The organism is Candidatus Contendobacter odensis Run_B_J11 (assembly GCF_000531125.1).
GTDB lineage: Bacteria > Pseudomonadota > Gammaproteobacteria > Competibacterales > Competibacteraceae > Contendibacter > Contendibacter odensensis.
Map to the genome: position 1 here is coordinate 1 of NZ_CBTK010000063.1, position 3021 is coordinate 3021.

6 protein-coding genes are annotated in these 3021 nt (G+C 59.4%); 3 read left to right on the plus strand and 3 right to left on the minus strand.

The window, feature by feature from the left end; all coding sequences use genetic code 11:
- Positions 1-69 precede the first annotated feature (69 nt).
- From BN874_RS25995 to BN874_RS05265, 3 genes are read left to right on the plus strand one after another with little or no spacing between them, the layout of a single operon-like run.
- Positions 70-555 carry a ribonuclease H-like domain-containing protein gene (locus BN874_RS25995; RefSeq protein ID WP_051497454.1) on the plus strand — a complete coding sequence of 162 codons (486 nt, stop codon included), beginning with the start codon at positions 70-72 and terminating at the stop codon, positions 553-555.
- Complete coding sequence (locus BN874_RS26000; protein WP_051497455.1) at positions 530-928, plus strand: hypothetical protein; 399 nt, start codon at positions 530-532, stop codon at positions 926-928. The genes BN874_RS25995 and BN874_RS26000 overlap by 26 nt, the downstream gene beginning before the upstream one ends.
- Positions 929-963: 35 nt before the next feature.
- The gene (locus tag BN874_RS05265) at positions 964-1398 is read left to right on the plus strand and encodes a DUF2721 domain-containing protein (protein WP_034431364.1); all 435 of its coding nucleotides are present in this window, start codon (positions 964-966) and stop codon (positions 1396-1398) included.
- A gap of 173 nt (positions 1399-1571) precedes the next feature.
- Here BN874_RS05265 and BN874_RS05270 read toward each other — a convergent pair whose 3' ends face one another.
- The 3 genes from BN874_RS05270 to BN874_RS05280 form a co-directional block, all read right to left on the minus strand.
- Positions 1572-1802, minus strand: a complete 231-nt coding sequence (locus BN874_RS05270) for a DUF2970 domain-containing protein (protein WP_051497456.1) — start codon at positions 1800-1802, stop codon at positions 1572-1574.
- Positions 1803-1817: 15 nt separating this feature from the next.
- Positions 1818-2267, minus strand: a complete 450-nt coding sequence (locus tag BN874_RS05275; RefSeq protein WP_051497457.1) for a type II toxin-antitoxin system RatA family toxin — start codon at positions 2265-2267, stop codon at positions 1818-1820.
- Positions 2268-2605: 338 nt separating this feature from the next.
- A partial coding sequence (locus BN874_RS05280; protein ID WP_230314342.1) for a hypothetical protein occupies positions 2606-3021 on the minus strand: 416 nt, incomplete at its 5' end.

Genomic DNA, 3021 nt, shown 5'->3' on the forward strand with positions numbered 1-3021 from the left:
GTTTTTATTAATCAATAAATTGAGTAAAAATTTTTCTGTTAAATCAGTTATTGATAATGTCTTTTGTAGATGATGACACCCACTCACCTGCTGGTTCTCGACCTCGAAACCCGCCCCGATACCGCCCTTCTGCCGGTTGACCGCGATCCCGCAGTGTTTCCCAAGCCGATCCAGCATCAGATCATCACTTTGGGCTTCCTGCTGGCGCGGATCGAACGCGACGGGCAAGGCGAACGCTATGCGGTGCGCAAATTGGGCGCGGCCAGTATCGCCGACCGCAGCGAGCGGGAGCTATTGGCTGGATTCTGGCAAATGATCGATAAACAGAAACCGCGCTTGGTGACGTGGAACGGGCGCGGCTTTGATGTGGCCGTACTCAAACAACGGTCGTTGATTCATGGGCTGACCGCGCAGCAATGGCATCGTACCGATCCCCGCTATGGTTACGACTACCGCTATCAAGTGAACTGGCATTGCGACTTGATGGATGTGCTCAGTGATAACGGCGCCTCGCCGCGCTTGAGTCTGGATGAAGCGGCGCGGGCTTCGCCGTGAGCTCAGCCGAACGGCGTTAGGGTTGCCGGGCAAGTGGAACGGTCACGGCGCGGACGTGGCGGAACAGGCGCAAGCGGGCGATTTCGCCGCCATCAATCGCTATTGCGAGGGCGATGTCCTCAATACCTTCGTGCTGTATCTGCGCTGGGCCTATTTCAGTACCCGAATGACGGCCACCGGCCATAACGCCACGGTGCAAAACCTGCTGGACTACTTGGAGCGGGAACGGGATGAACGGCAGCACCTGGGCGAGTTTATGGATCGCTGGCAAGCCAGCCAGCAGCCGTGTCCGCTGTTCGTCAACGAACCCATCGGCGAACCAGGGCCGCAACCGCCCGATACGCATTTGCGTAGTGAAGACGTGTTGCCCTGAATCACGCCCAACGTCCGCCTCTACCCGGCCCCGTGATGGAATCGCACCTCACTGATATTACCCGCGTGATCCAACTCTCGGTCGCCCCGGCGTTCCTGCTGGTCGCCATGGGCACCCTGATCACGATTTTGAGCACCCGGCTGGGGCGGATTGTGGACCGGCGGCGCGTGGTGCAGGATCGATTAGATACGCTCACCGGCGCATCCGCCGCAGAACAACAACAGGAAATGCCGCTGTTGATCCGCCGAGGCAACCTGATCTATTTCGCTATCCTGTTTGCGGTGTTCGGTGCGCTATTGGTGTGCCTGGTGGTGGCGGGGGCGTTTCTAGGGGCGTTGCTGTCGGTCGAGTTGGCTCAGGTCGTCGCCGGTTTGTTCGTGCTGGCGATGGTGTCCATGGTGGCGGCGTGGAGTCTGTTCCTGAGCGAGGTCTACCTTGCGGTCTGGGCCGGTACCCACAATCGCCGGTAAGTGAAGTTCGATGACGGGATCAGGTGCGCTGGAGGGGAGCAAGGACGGCGTACCGTGTGAGACGCTATGTGGTCGTTCGGTGATGAGACTGTTCCGCCTCAGTGCATCGATCCAAGCTATGCCCTTAGCGCCCCCTTGAGGTTTGATCCGCTTGACCGGCGCAGGACGATGGACTAAACGCCTGATACGTGCAACACCCACTTGACCAAGCCGACCAGCGCTACGATCAGCACAATCGTCATCACCCCGCCTATCACAATGTAGTGAATCGCCTTGCCGCGCCCAAAATCCCGTTCGCGGTTCCGTTCGCTCTGCACCCCGAAAAAGGCGGCCAGTACGCTCAGGATAATCTGCATCAGACTGGGCGGAGGGGGAGAATCTTGGGGAGGGTGTGGATGAGCCATGGTTGGAATCAGCCGCTATGAGAGGGAGGAAGTCGGGTTCAACTGATGCGCTCGCGTCACGAAGGCATCCACCATCGTCAAGCCCATCTGCGCGACCAGGACCTCGCCGAATGGATTGAGCCACAGTGCGCGAATTTCGCAGTCAAGGACAAAATCGACGCGGCACTGTCCGTCGGGGGTTGGCGTGAAAGACCAACCGATCTCGAAGCGGCGAAAGGCCCAGTCTGTGGAAGTCACCCGAATCGAATGCGGCCGGTTTAATTCGGTGCGGGTGCGAAACCGGTAGATCATTAGACCCAGCGCCAATGTTTGCTGGGTTTCGTAACTGCGGGGGTCGCGGCGGATAATCAGCGCCTTTCGCATCAGCGGCAGAAATTCGGGATAACGTTCCACATCGGCCACGAGATCGAAAATCTGCTCGCCTGAAACGGCGACCACCCGACTTGCACGATACGGCGTCAGCACCCTCTCATCTCGCCGGTCTCTCCACAGTTAGGCGGTTCAGCGGGCACGAATGCCCAATCAATTTTACTCAGTGTACTGTGATTGTTCGTTGACGATCACCTAAAACCCTTCTCGCGGATGGCGAATCGGGTGGATCCGGGTTACCTTCATCAAGATGATTAGAGGCTCGAAGAAAGACCCCCGGTGTCACCCGCCCAGCGTCCGAGTTCTCGATAGGATGGCGGGTGCGAACTTGGTTGTTCCATTCCGGGCTTTCCAATAACGGATAGCATCCAACCCGCTGCTCCGCACTGCGCCGCAGCACGATGATCATCACCCTATCGGGTAAGGGCTACACACTATGGCGTCGTGGGTGAAGCGGAGAGAACAAGCGCCTGACCCTCCGAATCGAGCGAGACCATAAAACGTCGCCCCTCCGCTTGCCAGTGCGCCGTGCGCCCGGCAACGACGGCGAGCGCGGTGGTGACCTCGGCGGACGGTTTTGGAGGTAAGACGGGTGCGCCCATCTCCGCTTCCAGATGCGCCACCAGCGACCCAAGCGACCCGGGCGCACCGCGCCCGTCCGCTAGTACCGCCAGCGCGGTCTTTAGCGCGTCGAGCGCGAAAGGGCGGTTTCGGTCGGCGAAAAACGCTGCTGCGATAGCGAGCCTCATGCCCATCACCCGTTCGCGATCATCCAGTTTCAAGGTGAGCTCGACCGGCGCTCCGCGTTCGGGCCGGAAACAGATCACCATCCCCCCATCGGTCAGCGACT

What these genes read in the sequence shown, in the direction of transcription:
- BN874_RS25995 (WP_051497454.1), top strand. Translation starts at nt 70, where the DNA reads ATGATGACACCCACTCACCTGCTGGTTCTCGACCTCGAAACCCGCCCC.
- BN874_RS26000 (WP_051497455.1), top strand. Translation starts at nt 530, where the DNA reads ATGAAGCGGCGCGGGCTTCGCCGTGAGCTCAGCCGAACGGCGTTAGGG.
- BN874_RS05265 (WP_034431364.1), top strand. Translation starts at nt 964, where the DNA reads ATGGAATCGCACCTCACTGATATTACCCGCGTGATCCAACTCTCGGTC.
- BN874_RS05270 (WP_051497456.1), bottom strand. Translation starts at nt 1,802, where the DNA reads ATGGCTCATCCACACCCTCCCCAAGATTCTCCCCCTCCGCCCAGTCTG.